The 19,824-nt window shown below is 70.4% G+C and carries 17 protein-coding genes; 12 read left to right on the forward strand and 5 right to left on the reverse strand.

All coding sequences use genetic code 11. From position 1 onward, the window contains the following. Window positions 1–78 precede the first annotated feature (78 nt). The gene (locus tag Pme01_RS18330; RefSeq protein ID WP_168118144.1) at window positions 79–747 is read left to right on the forward strand and encodes a DUF305 domain-containing protein; all 669 of its coding nucleotides are present in this window, start codon (window positions 79–81) and stop codon (window positions 745–747) included. Window positions 748–827: 80 nt separating this feature from the next. On the opposite strand, the gene Pme01_RS18335 is transcribed toward Pme01_RS18330, so the two are convergent. Both Pme01_RS18335 and Pme01_RS18340 read right to left on the reverse strand, forming a co-directional pair. Next, the gene (locus Pme01_RS18335) at window positions 828–2,597 is read right to left on the reverse strand and encodes an LVIVD repeat-containing protein (RefSeq protein WP_168118145.1); all 1,770 of its coding nucleotides are present in this window, start codon (window positions 2,595–2,597) and stop codon (window positions 828–830) included. 198 nt (window positions 2,598–2,795) lie between these two features. Next, window positions 2,796–4,031 carry an SUKH-3 domain-containing protein gene (locus Pme01_RS18340; protein WP_505868915.1) on the reverse strand — a complete coding sequence of 412 codons (1,236 nt, stop codon included), beginning with the start codon at window positions 4,029–4,031 and terminating at the stop codon, window positions 2,796–2,798. 106 nt (window positions 4,032–4,137) lie between these two features. On the opposite strand from Pme01_RS18340, the gene Pme01_RS18345 reads away from it, so the two are divergent. From Pme01_RS18345 to Pme01_RS18365, 5 genes are read left to right on the forward strand one after another with little or no spacing between them, the layout of a single operon-like run. Further along, complete coding sequence (locus Pme01_RS18345; RefSeq protein WP_168118147.1) at window positions 4,138–4,587, forward strand: YbaB/EbfC family nucleoid-associated protein; 450 nt, start codon at window positions 4,138–4,140, stop codon at window positions 4,585–4,587. Then, entirely contained in the window at window positions 4,577–4,897 is a 321-nt protein-coding gene (locus tag Pme01_RS18350) for a hypothetical protein (protein WP_168118148.1), read from the forward strand. Before Pme01_RS18345 ends, Pme01_RS18350 begins: the two co-directional genes overlap by 11 nt. A 10-nt stretch (window positions 4,898–4,907) precedes the next feature. Then, window positions 4,908–8,744: a toxin glutamine deamidase domain-containing protein gene (locus Pme01_RS18355; protein WP_168118149.1), complete on the forward strand. Its 3,837-nt coding sequence runs from the start codon at window positions 4,908–4,910 to the stop codon at window positions 8,742–8,744. 5 nt (window positions 8,745–8,749) lie between these two features. Further along, window positions 8,750–9,241 carry a DUF6301 family protein gene (locus Pme01_RS18360; RefSeq protein WP_168118150.1) on the forward strand — a complete coding sequence of 164 codons (492 nt, stop codon included), beginning with the start codon at window positions 8,750–8,752 and terminating at the stop codon, window positions 9,239–9,241. Next, window positions 9,238–9,687, forward strand: coding sequence for a TY-Chap domain-containing protein (locus tag Pme01_RS18365; protein WP_168118151.1), 450 nt, complete (start codon window positions 9,238–9,240; stop codon window positions 9,685–9,687). Before Pme01_RS18360 ends, Pme01_RS18365 begins: the two co-directional genes overlap by 4 nt. Before the next feature lie 20 nt (window positions 9,688–9,707). Here the strand turns inward: Pme01_RS18365 and Pme01_RS18370 are convergent, their stop codons facing one another. Continuing rightward, complete coding sequence (locus Pme01_RS18370) at window positions 9,708–10,703, reverse strand: phosphotransferase family protein (protein ID WP_168118152.1); 996 nt, start codon at window positions 10,701–10,703, stop codon at window positions 9,708–9,710. A 137-nt stretch (window positions 10,704–10,840) separates the two neighbouring features. Here Pme01_RS18370 and Pme01_RS18375 point away from each other — a divergent pair, with 137 nt between their 5' ends. The 6 genes from Pme01_RS18375 (at window position 10,841) to Pme01_RS18400 (ending at window position 16,986) form a co-directional block, all read left to right on the forward strand. Then, window positions 10,841–11,455: a hypothetical protein gene (locus Pme01_RS18375; protein WP_168118153.1), complete on the forward strand. Its 615-nt coding sequence runs from the start codon at window positions 10,841–10,843 to the stop codon at window positions 11,453–11,455. 236 nt (window positions 11,456–11,691) lie between these two features. Beyond that, a complete protein-coding gene (locus Pme01_RS18380; RefSeq protein WP_168118154.1) occupies window positions 11,692–13,431 on the forward strand; it encodes a class I adenylate-forming enzyme family protein in 1,740 nt (579 codons plus the stop codon). A gap of 480 nt (window positions 13,432–13,911) precedes the next feature. Then, window positions 13,912–14,346 carry a roadblock/LC7 domain-containing protein gene (locus Pme01_RS18385; RefSeq protein WP_168118155.1) on the forward strand — a complete coding sequence of 145 codons (435 nt, stop codon included), beginning with the start codon at window positions 13,912–13,914 and terminating at the stop codon, window positions 14,344–14,346. Window positions 14,347–14,433: 87 nt separating this feature from the next. Beyond that, entirely contained in the window at window positions 14,434–15,012 is a 579-nt protein-coding gene (locus Pme01_RS18390) for a GTP-binding protein (RefSeq protein ID WP_168118156.1), read from the forward strand. A gap of 92 nt (window positions 15,013–15,104) precedes the next feature. After that, entirely contained in the window at window positions 15,105–15,623 is a 519-nt protein-coding gene (locus Pme01_RS18395; protein ID WP_239088310.1) for a GAF domain-containing protein, read from the forward strand. Window positions 15,624–15,780: 157 nt separating this feature from the next. Then, window positions 15,781–16,986, forward strand: coding sequence for a cysteine desulfurase-like protein (locus tag Pme01_RS18400; protein ID WP_168118158.1), 1,206 nt, complete (start codon window positions 15,781–15,783; stop codon window positions 16,984–16,986). A 91-nt stretch (window positions 16,987–17,077) separates the two neighbouring features. Here Pme01_RS18400 and Pme01_RS18405 read toward each other — a convergent pair whose 3' ends face one another. Beyond that, the gene (locus Pme01_RS18405; protein WP_168118159.1) at window positions 17,078–17,302 is read right to left on the reverse strand and encodes a hypothetical protein; all 225 of its coding nucleotides are present in this window, start codon (window positions 17,300–17,302) and stop codon (window positions 17,078–17,080) included. Window positions 17,303–17,392: 90 nt separating this feature from the next. Next, window positions 17,393–19,342 (reverse strand): Xaa-Pro dipeptidyl-peptidase, encoded by a 1,950-nt coding sequence (locus tag Pme01_RS18410; RefSeq protein ID WP_168118160.1) that lies wholly within the window; start codon window positions 19,340–19,342, stop codon window positions 17,393–17,395. Window positions 19,343–19,824 lie beyond the last annotated feature (482 nt).

Genomic DNA, 19,824 nt, shown 5'->3' on the forward strand with positions numbered 1-19,824 from the left:
AGCCTGGTGACGGCCGTGGATATGAGGCACCATGGCTCTCACTTCTGTGCAGCTCGAGCTCGGATAGGTACGTGATTCATGTCCTCGCCCCGTCGCCTGGTCATTGCGGCTGCGGTCGCCACGGTCGCCGTCGGGGCGGGGGTGTTCGTCGCCCTCCGGCCTGCCGGTGACCCGCCGTACCGGCCGCCGAGCTCGCGCGTGGTCCAGCCGGGCGCGCCGGGCCAGTCGGGCAGACCACTGTCACCCGACGAGCTGTCCAGGGTCTCGCCTCCCAGGCACACCGTGGCCGACACGCTGTTCATCCAGCGGATGATCCCGCATCACACTCAGGCGCTGGAGATGACCGCACTCCTGCCGGGCCGTACCGCCAACCCGGAGCTGACGATGCTCGCCAAGCGGATCGAGGTCTCGCAGCGCGAGGAGATCACGCGGATGCAGCGATGGCTCGGCGACCGGAACGTAGCGGCCGATCCGCACGCGTCTCATGGCGGACACGACAAGCCCATGCCGGGGATGCTCACCGACGAGGAACTCGGCCAGCTCAAGCAGGCGCGCGACGCGGAGTTCGACCGGCTGTTCCTGACGTTCATGATCCGCCACCACCAGGGAGCGCTGGCGATGGTGGAGGAGCTCTACGCGACCGGTGGAGGGCTCGAGCCGGCGAGCGATCAGCTCGCCCGCGAGGTCAACGCCGACCAGAGTGTCGAGATCCAGCGGATGCAGGAGCTACAGGCCGGGATGCACTGACAGGTCAAGGGCACCTCGGCTCGAGGGTTTCGAGCCGAGGTGCCCTTGACGTCAGGAACAGGTTTACAGCGACTGCGCCTTTACAGCGACTGCGCCAGATCCAGCATCGCCTGCTTCAACTTCTGGTGCTGCGGGTCGCGGAGCTGGAGGGCGGTAGCCCGCAGCAGCGCCCGCGCAGCGATCCGCTGTCCGTGGGCCGCCAACCGCTCGGCACTCCTCAGGGACTGATCGACCTGGAGCTTCTGCGGCTGGCGGATGGCGTCGGCACGTACCAGCTGGTCGTAGTACGCACGCGCCAGCGCAAAGCTCGGCGCCCAGGTGATCTTCGGCTGGCTCTGGGTGTTGAACTGGCTGAACTTCACCTGCGAGGCCGCGTCGATCTCCGCCTTCGACAGGTGCGCGCTGGGCGCCAGCGCGAACACGTCGAGGCCGCGGGCGATCTCGTTGCCGACAAGGTTGCCGTTGTACCAGTACGCCGACCAGTACCCACCGAGCACGAGCTTGCTCGCGTCGACCGGACCGCGGTCGAAGAACGCGATCTCGCGCGGGTGCGCCGAGTCGGTGAAGTCGAACACCGAGATGCCACCCTGGTACCAGGCCTGCATCATGATGTCGCGGCCGGGCACCGGAATCAGCGATCCGTTGTGCGCGACGCAGTTCTCCTGGGTGCTCTGCGGCGCCGGCAGCTTGTAGTAGCTGGCGAACGTCATCTTCCGGTCGACGATGTCGAAGATCGCGTTGGCGCCCCACTGCGGCTGCTCCGTGGCGAGGCAGTGAGCAGCGCTGCCGCCGCCCCACTCGTCGGTGAAGACCACCTTCGTGCCGTCGTTGTTGAACGTCGCCGAGTGCCAGTACGCGAAGTTCGGGTCGGAGACCTCGTCGATCCGGACGGGGTTCGCCGGGTTCGAGATGTCGATCAGGATCCCGTTGCCCTGGCACGCGCCGGCGGCCAGCCCGATCGCCGGGAAGGCGGTGATGTCGTGGCAGGCGTTGGTGTTCGGCGTGGGCCTCCAGTCCTGGCCGGACGGGTGCTTGGGCGCCAGTGGCCCGTTCTGCAGGCCGTCGATCCGGCCGGTCTTCGGATCGGTGAACAGCCTCGGCTGGTTCACGACCGCGGCCTTCTCGGGGGCTGCCACCGGTACCTTGATGACGTCGATCCGCCACCGCGACGGGTCCTCGCCGTCCGCGGGGTTGTTGTTGCAGCCGGCCATCGTCTCCGCCGGCCGCACCCCGGCCGTCCCCGAGACGTAGACGTAGACGTTGCTGGCGTCCTTCGGATCGGTCACCAGCGAGTGCGTGTGCGAGCCGCGGCAGAGCTGAACGGCCGCGACCTGCTTCGGGTTCATCACGTCGCTGATGTCGAAGACCCGGATGCCCTGGAACCGGGTGCCGATGTTCGGGTCCGAGCCGCAGTCGACCCGCGCGCGACTCTCCTCGACCGACATGAAGAGCAGGTTGCCGTGGACCGAGAGGTCACCCTGCCCACCGGGGCACACGACGCTGGTGGCGACCTTCGGGTCCGCGGGGTTGGAGATGTCGACGATGTTGAACCCGTTGTAGTTGCCCAGGAACGTGTACTTGCCGCCAAAGGCGAGGTCCGAGGCGACGTACCCGAAGTTGCCGGGGTTCGTCGGGTCGACGAAGCCCGCCGGCTTGTCGCGATGCGCCAACTGCTTCAAGTTGCTGATCGCGGACTCCGCGTCGAGCCAGCCGCCGCCGAGCCCGACCCGGGGATCGGACTCCGCCGCCGAAGCCGTCCCCGGCAGCACGCCGACCAGGAGCACCCCTGCGGCCATCAGCCCGAGCACGCGCCGTCCCCGACGTGACCTGGAACGTAATTGATGTGTCATGTGCTGCCTTCCGGTCGAAGGACCTGACGTGACGTGCACACGGATGGGGGCACGCGCGTCGTGTAGGTAAGGACCGTACCGTCCATCGATCTTCGATCAAAGCAGACCACGAGACATATACATATTTACCAAATTCAAATCAGGGAACGCGAGGTTCAACCGACCGTTCCCGACGCAGCGTCGGCCGGGTGAAGGGCGTCACCAGGTGCCGTCGTCGCGTACCCGCGGCTGCGGCCGGCCGAAGACGAGGTTGCACACGGCGTCGTCGATGGTCGCGCCGACGAACCACTCCCCGCCCTGGTCGAGGGCGAACACCCGGCCACCCTCGTCGATTGCGAGAATCGACCGGTTGTCCTCGTCCCCGATCGGGTACAGCCGGACGCCGAGAACCCGCGCGAAGCCGTCGAACGTCTCTTCGCAGCGTGGCACGTAGAAGCCGATGTCGAAGCGGTCGACCAGGTGCGCCTCACCGGGTTCGCAGCCCCTCCAGGTGGCCCCGCCGTACCGCATGAGGGCGTCCCACGCGGCGGGAAACACCTCGGGCCCGCCCTCGTCGCGCAGTTTCCGGACGGCCTCCTGGTAGACCTCCACCCTCAGGTCCGCCCGGTACGGCGTCTGCGGGTCCTCGAAGGTCACCAGGCCCTGCAACTCCGGCGCCAGTCCACTGGAGAAACAGCCGTAGTAGAGAGTGATGCCACGCTCGGGCGGCGTCGACGCGGGTGGGCACGGGATCTCGAAGTACCGCAGGGCGGCCGTACAGGACGCGCACGCCCTCGCGTGGGTGGCGCCCAGTTTGTCCTTCTGCTCGCGTACGTGGAACAACTCGACGGCCGCACCCCGCCCGAACAACTCCCGGGCGCCGGACAGGTCGATCGGCGCCCGACCGCCCAGGGCCACCAGGGCGTCCTGCTCGTGGAGCGCGTCGGAGATCATGATGAGCTCCGCGTGCCGGTCCACCCCCCGGACCAACTGGTTGACGGGCTGCGCCGCCAGCCACTCCCGTACCAGGGGGTGGTGGTTCAGCTCCTGGTCACCCTTGGCGCCGAACGCGCGGCGCAGGGCGCGGTCCCGCACGAGCGTCAGGTGGGCGGCGACCGTGGGGGCGGGCAGCCGACCGCTGGCCTGGCGTCGGAGCTCAGCCATCCGGTCCACCGTCGACGGTACGGCCGGCTTCCGGCGCACATGCTGCCGGTGCATCTCCGCGACCTGCACGATCGGCAGCACCGGATAACCCGCGAACGCGCCGGTCCGCCGGTCGATGACGGTACGCGCGCCGGTCCCGGGATCGGGCATCGTCTCCGGGAGTTCCTTGAGCCAGAGGACGAATCCTTCGTCGAACTCGTACAACATCGGGGTCATCTGGGACCCGGCGTCCTTACTGACTTGTACGGCCCAGTTTGCCGCTATCCTCTCGGCAATCTCCCGCGTTATCACGTGCCCCCCTTGATGCGCCGCGAACGCGCCCAACCTATCGGGTTCTGTCTACACTTGTGCCGACCCGGTATCTTCGTCGTCGATCGACGTACTGGGGAGGCGGGCGATGACGCGGACATCGGACCGGGACGCGAATCGAGCCCTTCAGGAGAGGTTCGCGCAGGTCTACGACGAGTACACGCGGATGCGGTCCGGCCTGGACGAGATGCAGCAGCGGCTCGCCCGGCTTCAGGTCTCGGCGTCGTCCGACGACGGTACCGTGACCGCCGTCGTCGGCCCGCGTGGGCATTTGGTCAGGCTCGAGCTGGACCCGAAGATCTATCGGGAACCGGATGCGGTGGTGCTGGCATCTCAGATCACCGAGACCGTGCACCGCGCGACCGCCAAGGCCGCCGACGAGACCTCGGCGCTGTTGGGCGCCTACCTGCCGGCTGACAGCGCGGCGATGAGCATGATCCGCAACAACGACCTCGGCGCCGCGCTCAAGCGGTACGACGGCGAACTGGCGGTCGACACCGACACCGACGACGAGCGCGGAGGCCGCGATGCCCGGTGAGGAGATGCGGCTGGACGCGCCGCGCGCCGAGCGGGCCGGTACCAACCTCGCCCAGTCCGGTGTCGAACTGGCCCGGCTGCGGCAGGGTATCGGCGCCGAGCTGGAGGCGGCCACCGCCGCTCGGCCGTGGGGCCGCGACAGCCTCGGCTCGGCGTTCCAGACGAACTACGACAAGTACGGGCCGCAGCTTCTCGAGGCGTGGGCGAGCATCGCGTCCTTCGTGCAGAGCCTGGGTGAGCGGGCGGTCGTGTCGGTGGACCGCGCCGTGGAGACCGACGACGCGAGCCGTCGCCGGATAACCGAGGTCTGACGGCGCGACGATGCAGCTGCCATCCCCGATTCCGCACCCGCTGGAGTTCCTCGACGCGCCGGGCTGGATGCGTGAGGCCCTGGAGTGGGTACTCGGCGTCGACTGGCCCGAGGGCGACGAGAAGCAGGTCTGGGACACCGCTGACCTGTGGTTTCAGGCCGCCCAGGCCCTCGTCCCGCCGTACCAGGACGCGAGTTCGGCCGCGAACGACGTGGTCGCCGGCTGGGGCGGCCTGGACACCACCGTGGCGGCCGCGTTCCACGCGGCGTGGAGCAAGGTCGGCGGCAACGACCAGGCCGCCTTCGCGGCGCTGTCGAGCGTCGCGGACGGCATCGGCGAGTTGACCGAGTCGTGCGGCTGCGACATCCAGGCGGCGAAGATCGAGACCTATGTGGAGCTCGGCCTGCTGCTGATCGAGCTGGCCGGACTCGCAATCGCCGCCGCCTGCACGTTCGGGACGGCGTCGGCCGCGGCGGGCCCGGCCATGTTCGCGACCCGGATGGCGATCCAGCAGATCTTCAAGCGGCTGATGATGAAGCTGCTGCGCACGGCGCTCAAGGAGGGCGCCGAAGAGGCCGCCGAGCGGATGGCCAAGGTGGCGAGCAAGCGCGCGGTCTCGTTCGCCGCGCGTACCGGTCGGCACGCGCTGGAAGAGGGTCTGGAAGAGCTCGCGGTCGACTACGGCGTCCAGAGTTACCAGATCGGGCAGGGCCGCCGGGACGGCTACGACGCGGGGTCGCTGCTGACGTCGTTCACCGCCGGCGCGGCGGGTGGCGCCGCGGGCGGCCTGGCGGGGCTGGGGCCGAGCGCGGAGTCGGCGCTGGGTCGCTTCGGCGAGAACCTCGTGCGGGGCGCGGCCGGCGAGGTGCTCGCCGAGACCGGCGCTTCGCTGACCACCGGCCAGGGCCTGCCGGACGCCGGCAACCTGGCCCGATCGGCCACCTCGGGCCTGGCCAGCGGCGGCATCCAGCACGCGCACCAGGGCTTCGAGCACAACCTCGAGGCCAAGATGGCGGCGCTGGACGGCGACTTCCGCGCCGGTACCGGGGACCTCACCGCCGGTACCGGCGGAGTCAGCGCCTCGGCCGTCACCTCGGCTCCGCCGGCGACGACGTTCTCGGCACCGGCCGAGGCCGATGGCCCGGGCGGTGCCGCCGACTCCGCCGGTTACGCGGCGGCCACGCACCACCAGTCGGCCGGCCAGCACACCGCGGCCATGCCGGACCCGACCGGGCCCGCGCCGGGGTCGCAGCCGAGCGGCGGGGTCAACCCCTCGTTGGCGGCCCTGGCCGCGCTCTCCCCCGACGGTCACCACCCGCCCCAGGTACAGGCAGCCCTCGACCAGCAGGCGGCGAGCACGGCGGCCGCCCCTGCTGCGCAGTTCGGCGGCCCCGGTGATTCGCGGGTCACCCTCGCCAGCCACACGGCGCTCGCGCCCGGCGACGTGGGTGCCGGCGCGGCACCGTCGCCGGGGCAGCAGGCTCAGCCGAGCGCCAACCCGGCCTGGGGAACCGCCGGCACCGCGACGGTGGCCGGCAACACGACTCCGGTGGGTAACCCGACCGTCGTCGGCAGCCCGTCCCCGGCCTTCGGCGCACCCGTCACCACGGCGGCCGGGCCCTCGGTTGCTCCCACCACCGCGACGCAGCCCTCGGTCGGCGTTTCACCGTACGGTCGAGCCGGTCATACGCCGGTCGGCTGGGCCTCGTCGCCGGCCACCACCCACCCGGCCGCCGGGAGACCCGCCGACACCGCCCCTGCCCCGGTGGCGGTGCCGTCGACTCCCCCGGTGGCCCAGCAGTCTTCGCCACCGGTGCTCGATCCGGCCCTGTCCCGCCAGATCGGCGACGCGGCCGAGGCGACCTGGAACAGGCAGCGCACCCAGGGAAACTGGCACGACTACGAGACCGACCGGAGCCGGCGGGAGCCCGACAGCGAGCGGCCCGACCTCGTCGTGGTCAGCGACTCCGCCCACGGCTACCTCAACCGGGAAGTGCTGCCGACCGCCCAGGGCGGCGTCACCGCCGGCAACCGTTCGGCGCTGACCGGCACCGACAACCCGCCGCCGGTCGAGACCACCCGGGCGTACGGGCAGCGCGGCGGCCTCCGGGAGCCGCTCGCCTACGACCAGTTGGCCCTGGAGCAGGCGATGCCCCGCGACGAGTACGGAAACGTGGTCCGCTGGGCCGACGTCGAGCAGCCCTGGTTCAAACTCGCCAACGACGGCGGGTTCGAGGCGGACCCGACCCGGGGCCTCAACTGCATCGACACCGTGCTGTCCTTCTACGACACCTGGGCGCACGGCCGTCCCCGGGTGGCAGCCCCCCGTACCTTCGACGCGTACGCGTACGCCGACCCGAACCGGCCGGTCGGCGGTGAGCGCGGCGGCCTGCAACGGGCCCGGCGCACCCTCGGGTCGGAGTTCACGACCGTCTACACGGAGGCGACGGCGACATACGACACCCCCCAGGCCATCTTCACCGAGCGGATGACCGAGCTCAGCCGGGCCCTGGAGGTCGCCGGTCCCGGATCGTTCGCCATGATCGTCAACACCTGGGGGCTCGGCGGGGCCCACGCCTGGGCCGCCGTCAACCAGAACGGCAGCATCAGGTTCGTGGACCCGCAGAACGGGTTCGTCTACGACCAGCCGATGTACAGCGCGGAGGGCTCTTACGGCGGCGTCAACCGCGTCGACGTCATCGTCCTCGACCCGGACGGCCGGCCGGTGCCCGTGGCCGCCGACGACTCCCGGCAGCCGCTGCGCCAATGGGAGGAGAGCGACCCCACCGGCACCGGGTCGCAGGACGGCCACCGGCCGCGGTACCAGGCCGGCGACCTGGAGGCCACCGGTAAGCGCGACAGCACGTACGGGCGGGAGCTGATGCTCGGGCCCGACGGCAACCAGCACTTCCCCGGCGACCCGGTCGGCACCTTCCGCAACGACGACGGCCAGCTGAAGGGCGAGGGCAACCGGTACGTCACGGATGACAACCGGCCGCCCACCGACGGCCTCCAGGCCCGAGCGGTGCCCGATCTGGACAGCGTCCGCACGTACAGCGCCGACGGCAACACCCCTGTCGACCAGGCGCTCCTGGACGCTGTGTCGGCTCGCGAGCAGGTGGCGCACGACCGCGAAGCCCTGTGGGACAGCCGGATCGAACCACTCGCCGCGAGGCTGCGGCCGTACGGCATCGCCATGGACGCGGCGAGCTTCGGCAAGGAGAAGTTCAAAAAGCTGCTCCGGACGGCGGAGCCGTACCTGTCGCCCGCCGAACTCCTCGAGCTGCGGTCGGCCGGAATGGAGTACGCCGGCGCGACCCTCCGGCTGAACAGGGCCAGCGAACAGCTCGGGACCGCGGGCGGGAAGCTGGTCGTGGCGCGGGAGTTCGACGGCAGCCTGACCCTGACCCCCCGCCCCGAAGAGGAGGCCGCGCGCGGCACCCCCGACAATCTCGACCGGGTGGTGCTGTACGTGACGGACTCCTCGAACGTCCTCGTCGCCATCGAGGAGAAGGGCGCGGGCAGTGGCCTCGGCGGCCGCTTCGTCGAAGACTCCGCCAACCCGGGCCTGGAGCGCATCCGCGCGGAGCAGTGCAGTCCCGAGTACCTGCGGCACATGCTGCAGAACGACACCAAACTCGAGAAGCGCTTCCGCGACGAACCCGACCTGCGCGCGGCCGTACAGGACATCGTCAGCGGACCGAACCCCGACGGCCTTCGGTACCTGCTCGTGCAGACCTCCGAATCGGGGGTGGTCACGGTGACCGACTACCGGCTCGACCCGAACCGGCTCGGCCGCGACACCATTCGTCTGGCAGGATCGGCCGAAGAACACGAGGACGGGTGAAACACGTGGCAACCTGGCAAGTGATCGAGCCGGCGACCCTGGACGCGCTCCTTGTCACCCTGCGCGACACCCGGTGGAGCTGGACCGCCGACGAGGTGCCCGACCTGGCGAACCGCCTCGGCTGGTCGCTGGTCGAGATGATCGAAGGGAAGGGCGCCGTCGCCGACGCCAGCTGGGGCGTCAACGACAACCAGGTGATGCTCTCCTTCACCGGCGACCAGGTCAACGACGTCAGCATGCGGGTCACCGACACCGCCCTCCCTGAGTCGGCACAGTCGCAGGCGTTCACCCAGGACGCCTTCGCCGACGTGACCGCCGCCGCCACCCGGCTGTTCGGCCCACCGACCCACCGGCTCAAGGGCGACCAACCGGAGGTGCGGTGGCGCGGCGACGACACCACGATCTCCATCACCAACACCGGCCCGGCCGTCACCATCGACTGGGCGACCAACGACTACCAGGACCACTGGGATGAGGTACTGGGAGTGTGGGAGTGACAGACGAATCCTGGGAGGGACTGGCCGCCGCCCTCGCCGCCAAGATCCCCTACCTGCGCGACCAGGACACCCTGATCCTTGAAAGCGATGATCGGTACGTCCAGTTCCAGCAGGCTCCCGCCGCCCTGCACGTCGAAGCCGTGGCCAACAACGCCCTGCCCGCGGAGCGGCAGATCAGGCCCGACGCCGAGCAACGCCTGGCACAGCTGGGCTGGAACGCACCCACGCCCCCCGGCCAGCACAACTGGTGGCGCAAGCTTGCCTGGCCCCCCGGCGCGGCTGAGAGCAGGGAACTCGCCGACGTGCTCGTCACCACCCTGCGGGAGGTGTACGAGGTGCCCTCCCCGCAACAGTTGAGCCACCAGGCGTTCAACGCCGGCACCTCGGAGAAGTTGGACTTCGGCGTCCCAGACGACGAGCCCACACCGGGGTCGAACGGCCCGTAGACCCTCGCCGGTCGCGACACTCAGCTGAGCCGTGCGGTCAACCCGTCGGTGAGCAGCCGCACCGCGTCGGTGTAGCGGCCGGAGCGCAGGTCCTCCGGACCTCCTCGCCGGGTGCGGAAGTGCAGCGAGGAGAAGAACCGCTCGTAGACCTCGAAGGCGTCCCGGCGGACCCGGAGATCGTCGAGTGGCCCGGCGGCGTCTCCGGCCGCTTCCACGTACGCCCGCAGCAGCAGGTCGACCCGCTCGGACGGCAACGGCAGGTACCACGGTGGGGCCGCCACCGCGCCACCGAGGTAGGCGAGGTCCTGCGCCGGGTCACCGACCTCGGCCCATTCCCAGTCGACGTAGCGAGGTGTACCGGCGTCGTCGACGAGCACGTTCGGTACCACCAGGTCGCCGTGGATGAGCGCGAACCGGTGCAGCCGGGCGAACGCCGGCTCGGTCGCGGCGACGTAGGCCTCCACGCTCGGCAGGAGCGCGGTGACCTCCGGGTCACCGGCCACGTCCGGGTTGGCCTCGCGCCACCAGGCGATGCTGTCGGCGACCTTGGCCGTCAGTGACAGGACCGGCGACCGTTGCTCCACCGGGGTGGTGATGTCGCCGTGTACCCGGTGCGGTTCGGCGTGCAGCATCGCCACCTGCCGCGCGTGCGCGACGAGCAGTTCGTCGGTCCAGCCCGCCGGCTCCACCTCGCGGCCGGGCACGTACCCGGTGACCATGAACGGCGCGCCCAGCGGCACGGGAGACTCCTCCAGCAGCACCGGCCGCGGCCCGAGTCCGGGCGGCACCAGCGCCATCCCGGCCAGCTCGGCGGCCATCGGTCGGGGCAACTGGTCGACCGGCCGGCGGGCGATCCGCACCACCAGCGGGTCGGCGTCCGGCACCCGTACCAGCCAGGCGGCGTAGCTCTCCCCGGTACCGATGAGACTGACCCGCGGGTACGCCGGGGCGGGCAGGCCCAGCCGGTAGCGGTTCGTACTGACCCAGTCGGCGATCCGGTCGGCGGTATCCGTCATCGGTCTCTCTCCTCAGTGACAGCGAAGATCGCCGCATAACATCATCTTTTACGTGATCACCGCGGACGTGACCCGACCACTGCGACGATGCGGAGAAGCGTCAGCGGCTTCCGACGCTTCCTTACGAGAGGACAACCATGAACCGGTTCGAGAAGGCCATCTACGACTGCATGATTCCGACCGCGGAACTGCTGGAGCGGACCACCGATCCGCTGCACCGGGCCATCCTGCTCAACTGGTGGCGGCACGTGCATCTGGAGGGATCCGGCCAGTTCGACAGGATCGTCGCGCCGGACATGATGGTCGACCACCCCGTGTACCGGGTCACCTGGGGCGCCAACCCCACGGTCATCGAGGGCAAGGACGGCGTCCTCGCCTTTTACAACAGCGTCACCGAAGCCGTCCTGTGGCACTCCGACGACCGCCTCGCCGTCGGCGACTGGGGGGTAGCCGACGAAATCACCTTCCACCAGTTGGCTCGCGGAGCCGATCTGCAGGCCATCGGCTACGACGTCCCGGATGCGGAGAAGCTGTACCACGCCTCCAGCCGACAGGCCTTCATCTGGCCCTACGACGAGCAGGCGCGGCTCGCCGGTGAGCACCTCTACGAGGACAAGACCAGCCTGCAGTTCGAGGAGGTCGACCCGAGCGAGGCCATCACCCCGGAGCGCGTGCGTGAGATCCACCGCGAGCAGCTGGACAAGCTGGAGGCCGAGCGCGGCGACCGCTACTGGGTCTACCAGCGCGCCTGAGCTCTCCAGCGATCTCCCCCGGTCATGGCGCGCCTGGCCGGGGGAGAACAGTGGCAAGTTCTGTCCCCGGTTCGACCACATCGTGTAGCCGACGTCGAAGGGCCTTTTCAGCGCATTCACAACCAGCTGACGTGCCGGTACGTTACATCCAAGATCGGACAGTCCCGGCTCCGGGACCGCAGGTCGCCGCACTACCCGGACACCGGTCCCCGTGGACCCCTACCGGAAGGACGCCGATGACCGCCACCGAGCCCGCCCCCGCCGTCGCCAGTTGGCCCCCGGGCCTGCCCCGGTCGCTCGAGTACCCGCGGGTACCCGGGGGGTCGATCCTCCGGGCGGCGGTGCGCCGCTGGGGCGAGCGGACGGCGTTCGTCCACCACGACGTCCCGCTCACGTTCACGGAGCTCGGCCGCCGCGCCCACGCGGTCGCGAACTGGCTCGCCGACCACGGCATCGGCCGGGGGGACGTCGTCGCGATCCACCTACCCAACTGCCGGCAGTACCCGGCGGTCTACTACGGCGTGCTGCTCTGCGGCGCCACGTTCTCCCCCACGAACCCGCTGCTGCCGCCGGCCGAGCTCGCCGCCCAGCTCGCGGACGCCGGCGCGCGGGTTCTGGTCACGTGGGAGCAGGTGCTGCCGGTCGTCCGGGCGGCGCTGCCGGCGACGAAAGTCACGACGGTCGTGGTCACCGGGCCGGCGCACGTCGCCGACTTCGCAGCGCGGCTCGACCTCGGCGCGGGTGAGGTCGACCTGGCCGAACTGCTGGCCGCCGACGACACCGACCGCCGGCTCGACGCGGGCGTCGACGTCGACGCCGACCTCGCCCACCTCGCCTACACCGGCGGTACGACCGGCGTGAGCAAGGGCGTGGAGCTACCGCACCGGGCGGTCGTCACGAACGTGCTGCAGTCGGCCTGCTGGACGTCGGGCTCTCTGCCCACAGTGGACGGCGCGGGCGACGTGACCCTCCGGCAGGTCGGCAGCGAGGAGGAGTACCCGACCCGGCTCGGCACCGCGACAATCATCAACCTCACCCCGTGGTTCCACGCCATGGGCGCCATCGGTTACCTCAACGGCCAGGTCATGGGCGGCACCACGGTGGTCATCCACGACCGGTTCGACCCGGCCGCCTACCTCACCGACGCCGTCCGCCACCGGGTCACCGGCATCGGCGGCGCCCCGCCGGTCTTCGTGGCCCTTCTGCAGGTGCCCGGCATCGAGAGCGCGGATCTCTCCAGCGTGCGTGGGATCTCCAGCGGCGCGGCGCCGCTGCCGGTGCCGCTCATCGAGCGGCTCAGGAGACTCTTCCCGAACGCTCCCATCGGCGAGGGCTACGGCCTCACCGAGGTCACGATGATGGCCACCGGCAACCCGTCGTTCCGGTCGGGTACCCGCAAGCCGGGCACCGTCGGCGTGCCGATCTTCGATACCGAGATCAGCATCCAGCCGCTCGGCGGCGGCGCCCCGCTACCGCCCGGCGAGCGCGGCGAGGTCTGCATCCGCGGCCCGCAGGTGATGCGCGGCTATGCGCACCGGCCCGAGGCGACGGCCGAGGCGATCGACGCCGACGGCTGGTTCCACTCCGGCGACGTCGGGACCCTCGACGAAGACGGCTACCTCTCGATCGTCGACCGCACCAAGGACATGCTGCTGTACAAGGGCTACAACGTGTTCCCGCGCGAGCTCGAGGAGATCCTGTTCTCCCTGCCCGGTGTCGCCGGCGCCGCGGTGGTCGGCCGGCCCGACGAGGGGGCCGGGGAGTTGCCGGTCGCGTACATCGTCCGCACGGGCGACGACGACGGCGCGGCGCTCACCGCCGAGTCGCTGATGGCCGCGGTCAACGAGCGGGTTGTGCCCTACAAGCGGGTGCGGGACGTGGTGTTCGTCGACGCGATCCCGGTCTCGGCCGCAGGCAAGGTACTCAAGCGGGAGTTGGCGGCGCGCGAGCGCGCGACCGCCGCGGGGACGCCGTAGCCGACGTACAGGGTCCCGCGCTTCCCGAACGGTCCGGGGACCCGCACACCGGTGTTCACCTCGCCCGCCTCGATGACGATCGCCGCGTCCTGCGCAAAGGCGCAAGCCCGCGTGATGCGTGGATGCCGGATGGATCAGCGACAGGCACCGGCTACACAACTCCACGCCGGCGCGTGCGCTCGCCGTATCGTCGCCGCATTCCGACCTGGAACACCTGATCAGCACGGGCGGCAGGCACGCTCGCACCACCGCGCTGTCCCGTCGTGGCGCAGGTTCGCCGCATCCTCCGCCTGCCGGCACCGTCACGGAACGAAACGCCAGCGGATCAGCGAGTCACCCGCAACCACTAGCCGACAACGGCCTCCACCGGGTTAGCTCGACGCGCGTCCAGACGGCACCGACCGCCCGAACGACGACCGGGCCCGCTCACCGCATCAGCTGATCACTCCGCGCCAGCCCTCCCCGGAAGGTTCGCCCATCATGCCCAGCGACGGCGCCCTGGACGAGGCCACGAATCTCACCTGGCTTCTGTCCGGGCTGGTCCACCGCGTGCCCCACACCCGCAGCGCCCTGCTGCTGTCGTCCGACGGCCTGAGAAGGGCTGCCCACGGCCTGGATGCCGACAGCGCCGACCAACTGGCAGCGATCGCCTCCGGGCTGTTCTCCCTCGCGCATAGCGCCGGACACCGGTTCGGCGGCGGCGACGGAGTTCGGCAGGTGGTGGCGGAGCTCGACGACACCCTGCTGTTCGTGTCGACCGCCGGCTCCAGCGCGGTCCTGGCCGTGCTGGCCTCCCGGGGCGTGGACGTGGGCGTGCTCGGCTACGAGATGTCGCGGCTGGTCACCAGCGTCCGCCCGTACCTGGCGACGCCCGCCCGACAGTCGACCAGCACGCCCGACCGCGCAGGATCGTGAAAATGGTCGACGACCCGGACGATCCCTGGTTCGACCCGATCAGGCTCCCTCACCCCACCGAACCCGCCGTGCTGGAGGCACTCCTCGATGGCCTACGACGACGCTGAGCCTTCCCCGACCGCACTCAAAATCCTGATAGCGGGCGGCTTCGGCGCGGGCAAGACCACGTTCATCGGCGCGGTGAGCGAGATCGAACCCCTGACCACCGAGGAGACCATCACCGCGGCCAGCGCCGGAAGCGACTGCCTGGCCGGGGTGGAGAGCAAGTCGACCACCACCGTGGCCATGGATTTCGGTCGCATCGCCATCGATGACCGGCTGATCCTCTACCTGTTCGGCACCCCGGGCCAGGACCGCTTCTGGTTCATGTGGGACCGACTGTCCGACGGCGCGCTCGGCGCGGTCGTACTGGCCGACACCAGGCGGCTACCGGACTGCTTCTCGGCCGTGGACTTCTTCGAATCCCGCGGCATCGGTTTCATCGTGGCGGTGAACCAGTTCGACGGCGCGTACCGCTACGAACCCGACGAGGTACGCACCGCCCTTGCCCTCAAACCCCACGTCCCGGTCGTGCTGTGCGACGCCCGCCACCCCCGCTCCGCGACCGCCGTGCTGATCTCGCTCATCCAGCACCTGCTCGGCGCCACCACGTCCCGTTCCGCGTAAACCCGCCGTTACCGCTGGCAGACAGGGAGCACACTGTGACCCACGACCCGGTACATCACCATCGTCTGGCCCCGGTCGGTCAAGAAGGGGAGGTGGTGCAGCGGGAACGGCGGCTACGCGAGCTGGGAGTCGGCGACCAGCCGGATCCGGAGTTCGACGAGTTCGCCAGCAAGCTCGCCCAGATCACCGGCGCCCCGTACGCGATGGTCAACTTCATCAGCGCGGACCACCAGTACTTCGCCGGCCTCCACACCCCGCCCGCCGGACAGGCCAGCGCCAACCCGGCGGTCACCGCCGGCGGAGAACCCGGCCGGGTGATGGCGCCGGACCACGGCTACTGCCCACACGTCGTGGTCCGCCGTAAAGCACTCGTACTGGACGACGTCTGCGACTACCCGCGATTCGCCGGCAACCCGGTGGTCGACCAGATCGGCATCCGTTCATACCTGGGCGCCCCGCTCATCGACGACACCGGCACGACCCTGGGCACGATCTGCGTCGTGGACACCGAACCGCGCCCGTGGGGTCGCGAAGGGCTGGAGACCATCAAGGCACTGGCCGCCGAACTGATGGAGCACCTCAACCAACGCGACCGACGGCGAGCCCGTTGACGTCGTCCCGCCACGGATCACCTGCCTACCCGGACCGTACGGGGGCCTGGCCGCCTCGTGGTCGAGGCGCTGGTGCACGGCGACCACTGTGGCATGCCGTACCGTTGAACCTCACGGCCCGTCCACCCGTGCCGCCTCGACGGGAGGATCCCTCAAAGTGACCTACGACGTCGCCGCGGTCCGGGCGCAGTTCCCCGCCCTGGCCGAGAAAGCCGCGCATTTCGACGGCTCCGGTGGCTCGCAGGTACCCGAGCCCGTCGCCCGGGCCGTGTACGAAACGCTCCGCTCGGCCGTCGCCAACCGCGGCACCTTCACCGCCGCCGAACGCCGCGCCGAGCACCTCGTCCACGAGGCCCGGTCAGCCATGGCCGACCTGCTCGACGCCGACGCGCGGGGCATCGTCTTCGGCCGCAGCATGACCCAGCTGACGTACGACATGTCGCGGGCGCTCGCGAAGACCTGGACGGCGGGGGACGAGGTGGTCGTCACCCGGCTCGATCACGACGCCAACATCCGGCCGTGGGTTCAGGCTGCCGCCACCGCGGGAGCCACCGTGCGCTGGGCTGACTTCGACCCGGCCACCGGCGAGCTCACCCCCGAGGACATTGCCGCGGTGCTGTCCCCGCGCACCCGGCTCGTCGCGGTGACCGCGGCGTCGAACCTGATCGGCACCCGGCCGGACCTCACCGAGATCAGCCGCCGGGTACACGACACCGGGGCGCTGCTGTACGTCGACGGCGTTCACCACGCCGCCCACACCGTGGTGGATGTCGCCGCTCTCGCCGCCGACTTCTACGCCTGCTCCCCGTACAAGCTGCTCGGTCCGCACTGCGGGGTGGTCGCCGCCGCTCCCGAGTTGCTGGAGACCCTGCACCCGGACAAGCTGCTGCCCTCGACCGACGCCGTGCCGGAGCGGTTCGAGCTGGGCACCCTGCCCTACGAGCTGCTCGCCGGATGCACCGCCGCGGTCGACTTCATCGCCACCCTCTCCGAGCACGAGCACCCGAGCCGGCGCAGCGCGCTGGTGTCCGCGATGACCGCCGTCGAACGACACGAGCACGCGCTGCTGCGGCACCTCGAGGCCGGGCTCGCCGAGCTTCCCGCCGTCACCGTGTACTCCCGCGCCGCCCACCGCACCCCCACCGTGCTGTTCACCGTGCGGAACTCGACCCCTACCGACGTCCGTCGACACCTGGCCGAGCGCAACATCAACGCACCGGCCGGGTCGTTCTACGCCATCGAGCCGGCCCGCCGGCTGGGTCTCGGCGCCGACGGCGGGGTACGGGTCGGCCTGGCCCCGTACACCGACCGCGACGATGTCGACCGCCTGCTGGCCGGCCTCGAGGAGCTGACGCCGGCCTGAGGGCACCATAGGAGCGCCGCCGTACCCAACTCGACGGACGCGGTCCGGCCGCCGACGCGAGACGTCGGCGGCCGGACCGCGTTACCGGAGACTATGCGCCGTGGTCGGCCAGGTCGACGAGCGCCCTGGCGGTACGGAAGTACTGGCTACGACCAAGCTCCCCGATCGTCTTGATGCCGAGGGCTTCCTTGAGGTGCGTCGCGGTACGCTCGCTGACCCCGGCGAGCGCAGAGACTGGCGCATCGACGAGTTCGGCCACGCTCTTGTCCTGGTACTCCTTGTCAACCAACTTGACGAGGTTGGCGGTAACCGGCACGGGTACTCCCACAGTCATTGGTCCGGCACGGTGCCGGAGCCGGTCGGTATTGTTCCACATAGGACCGACAGGTCGAGAGAATCCGCCCCGTCAGTGGAACCGCCCGGTCGGGTCGGCGGTCACCGTCGGGCCGGTGATACGCGCGTCGACTCGCGGAGGAACCGGCACGGACAGCGGCAGGGTGGCTGCGCCGGCCACCGGCAAAGTGATCATGCTGTGGGCCACGTCGACCTCGACGGTGGCACCGGTCGAGCCGGGACTGGTCCGCTCCGCATCGGTACCGGTGATCACCAAGCCGAGCACGTGCCCGGCCAGGACCACCGCATCGTGGGACTGCAGCGGAACCCGCAGTGAGTACCAGCGGGTGGGCTCGAGCGGGGTCTGCCCGGTCAGCGACCGGTAGTGCCCCGCGTCCGCCCAGCCCCTGGTGAGGACCGCCAGGTCGCTGGTCACCACATCCTCGGCGAGGTCGTAGTAGCACCCGTCGTCGACCGGTACCGAGTCGCCCCAACAGGACTGGGTGGGCAGGTTGTGCACGCCTTCGCCCGCCGACAGGTAGTTGAGCCGGGTGGCGGTGCCGTAGTCGACCAGTCGCGCGGTCACCTCCGTCGTCGGCCTGTCGACCCGGATCCGCAGCGTCACCGTCGCCGTACCGGATATCCGCACGTCCGCGGGCAGGGTACCGCTGAGGAAGACCAACCGGCCGGGCTTGGCGGTGCTGGGGTCGCTGACCGCGTCGGCCTCGCGGAGGTCGGGTCGGTCGGTGAAGCGGCGCACCGGACCGGCGGCGGGGCCACCGGCGCCGATCGTGCCGGTGTTGGCGTCCCCGAACGCCAACGGCACCGACACCGGCAGGCTCCCCGTCGCGGGCCAGCTCCGCTCGTCGACCCACTGGCCCGGGGCGCGCTCGACCGATACCGCGGGCTCGGCCATGATGCCGTTGCGCAGGCCCTGCAGCCAGTAGTCGAACCACCGGTGCAGCGTGTCCACCCACTGTGCGCGCCGGAAGTCGAACGGGTCGACATGGCCGGTCTGCGACAACCAGAGCTTGCGCGGCACGCCGCGGCTGGCCAACGCCGTCCACCACTGGCCGAACTGGGAGGTCATGACGTTCAGGTCGCCCCGGCCGTGTACCACGAAGACGCTTGCGCGCACCTTCGAGGCGTCGGGCCGGTAGTCGCGCTCGGCCCAGAAGGCGTTGTAGTTACCGGTACTGTCGTCGGCGCCCGCGCGCAGCGCCTGGTTGGTCGGGGAGCACACGGCCGGCGGCCGGCCACTGACGCGGCCCGCGAGCCCGGCCGGACCGTCGGGCCACCGCACGACGCCGTTGACGCGGTAGTAGTCGTACCAGCTCGAGATCGCGGCGATCGGCACGACCGTGGCCAGTCCGTCGATGCCTGTTGCGGCGACCGCGTTGGCGACCGAACCGTCCCACGACTTGCCGATCATGCCGACCTTGCCGGTGGACCAGGTCGCGGCCGCCGGCGTTCCGTCGGAGTGCTGCGCCGCCGTCCGGCCGTTCAACCAGTCGATCGCGGCCGTCACGCTGCCGACCTCGGTACGGCCGCCCACGTCACCACACCCGGTCGACCGGCTGGTCCCCGCCAGGTCGACCTGGACGACCGCGTAGCCGCGCGGCACGAAGTAGTTGTCGTAGAACAGGGGAAACTTCGCGATGGTCCCCGCGCTGTCGTACTGCTTGCGTTCGCCCTCATTGCCGCGTCCGAACGTCAGGTAGTACGGCGAGGCGTCCATGATGACCGGTACCCTGATGCCGGCCGCTGCCGCCTCCCGGGGCCGGATCACGTCGACGGCCACCCGGTCGGGCTGGCCGTCGCGGTCGGTGTCGGTCGGCGTGGTGACCCAGACGCTCTCCCGGATGGCGTCGGCGTACGAGTAGGTGGCCACCGTCTGCGTTCCGCGTACGAATGGCCGTTCTCCCGTGGATCCCGTCGCCGCGGCCCCGGTCGCCGACAGCGGCACGGCGGCCACCACCACGATCCCGACAAGTACCGGCCTGCTTACCCGCCGCTTCAGCATGCCCGCCCTTTCCTCGATGCGCCCGCCTCACGGCGCGTCGGCAGGCACCGTCCACTCCCGTCGGTGCCGCCGGCACAACGCCTAGTTGTCAGCCCGATCCCAGGGTTTCATAAATTTACCGGGATCGAAATAACGTCGACGGCGGCCGAGCGGTCACGCTCAGTTGCCGAATGATCGCTCGTAAAACGTGTCGCCAACGTACCTATTGCGCTGGGAGATCAGTGTCGGTTAAGTAGCGATGGCCTCTGACGGTTCAATTTATTTCTGACTATTTCCGAACCGCAGGTTGGCCGCCGAGCGCAAGGCGATGACCCCCAGCCGAGGAGCAAGGCCGCCATGAGTAGTCCGTACTTCGTCCACCCCGACTCCGTCGATGACCGCCCCGAGCGGCGGCCGAGGGGGCGCGGTCTGCTGTGGGCGGTCGCCGCTGCGGTGGCCGCGCTGGCTATCGTGGCCGCCGCCTTTGGCGGGTACCGACTGTT

Origin of the sequence: Planosporangium mesophilum, from assembly GCF_016863255.1 — a bacterium.
GTDB classification, from domain to species: domain Bacteria; phylum Actinomycetota; class Actinomycetes; order Mycobacteriales; family Micromonosporaceae; genus Planosporangium; species Planosporangium mesophilum.